Below are 1,424 nucleotides of genomic sequence, written 5' to 3'. Positions count from 1 at the left end.
AGGTGGTGTTTTCGGCACAGTTGGCGCAGGTTGGCGGGGTGGGTGGGTCCGCCTGGGTAGGGGGTGGCGTGGTCGATGTCGCAGGCTTTGGCGGTGCAGCCGGGGAAGCGGCAGGTCATGTCGCGCATCCGGATGTAGCGGGCCAGTGTGCGTGAGGGCCGATACCGGGGTTCGGGTGCTTGGTCGGGGGTGCGCAGTTCTTTGATTGTGGCTCCGGCGCGTAGCAGCGCGGCCAGCAGTGCCGGCGGGAGGATCGCGCCGCCCAGGGCGGTCGCCGGCCGCGGCACCGACGACGACGCCGGCGGTAGCGGTGGTGGTGGTGGTGGTGGTTCCGGTGGCGGTGGGGGCGCGCCTCCATCGCCTTCATCGTCGTCATCGTCGTCCGGCGGCGGCTCCGGTGGTTCCGGTGGCGGTGGGGGTGCGGTGAGGTTCTGGTAGCGGGGCGGTGTGCGGGTTGAGTCGCCGCGATCGGGGAGTTCGGCATCGGGTTCGGCAGGCTCGGTAGCGGGTTCGGCGGGCTCGGCCGTAGCTGCAGCTGTTTCGGCAGCGGCAGCAGGCTCGGTGGGCTCGGCGGTGTGGGTTTCGGCCTGGGCTTGTGCCCGGGCTTGTGCCTGGGTTTGGGCGGCTTCGGCGATGTTGGTGCGGGTGTTGTCGCGCCAGTCGCGTTGGCGAGCCAGGTGCTGGGCGCGGTCGGTGTTGTGTTGTTCGGCTTGGGTGATCGCGGCGGCTTGGGCCAGGATGTGGATCACCACGGCTTCGGCGGCCACCGGGTCGGGGCGGGTTTTGGCGCACTCGGGGTTGCCGCACTGGCAGGCCAGGTGCTCGGCTTTGGCGGCGATCGCTCCGAGTGCATCGGAGCGCAACTGTCCGGTGGTGCGCGGGTCGTCGCGGCACACGGTTTTGGTCAGTGCGGTGATGCGGTCGTTGAGTAGTTGGGCGTGCGGACCGAGCAGCGCACCGTAGATGGAGGTCAGCCCGGTCTCGTCGTCGGGTTTGCCGAATTTGATGTCGCGTTGGAGTTCGGCGCGTTCGTACTGGTCGGCGGCGTCGGGGTCGTGGGTGGTGATGATGGTGTCGATGGCGTTGTCCACGCCGCTATCGGAGAGCCGGCCGAACTGCTCCCCGATTTTGGCGACCTCGGCATCCACGGCCGCGATGGCGTCCTCGGTGACGTTGCGGGTGCGATAGGAGATGGTCGCCGCGCTGCGGGCACTGATGTCGCCGCGGCGGAGCAGTTCGGCGGTCTTGGGTAGGCGCTCTTTGAGCGAGAGGGCCAAGTGGAGTTGGTTGGCGGCGCGGCGGTGGGTGAGGTTCATCGCCGCAGCGATATGGGCGGCGGTGTAGTCGAAGCCGTCGCAGGCCCACCGGGCGGTGTCGTCCTCGGGGGTGTCGAGGTGGCGGGCGGCGAACTCGGCGATCGCTTC

The 1,424-nt window shown here is 69.6% G+C and carries 1 protein-coding gene; it reads right to left on the bottom strand.

Going from position 1 to position 1,424, the window contains the following annotated elements; all coding sequences use genetic code 11:
* Window positions 1-1,424 (bottom strand): HNH endonuclease signature motif containing protein (locus AC5Y3P_RS22300; protein WP_500048116.1); only part of this gene is annotated, 1,424 nt, incomplete at both ends.

The sequence above is a fragment of the Mycobacterium sp. NGS45 genome (genome assembly GCF_059812645.1).
The sequence above is the reverse complement of the archived record's forward strand: the minus strand, read 5'-3'. Positions and strand labels throughout refer to the sequence as shown.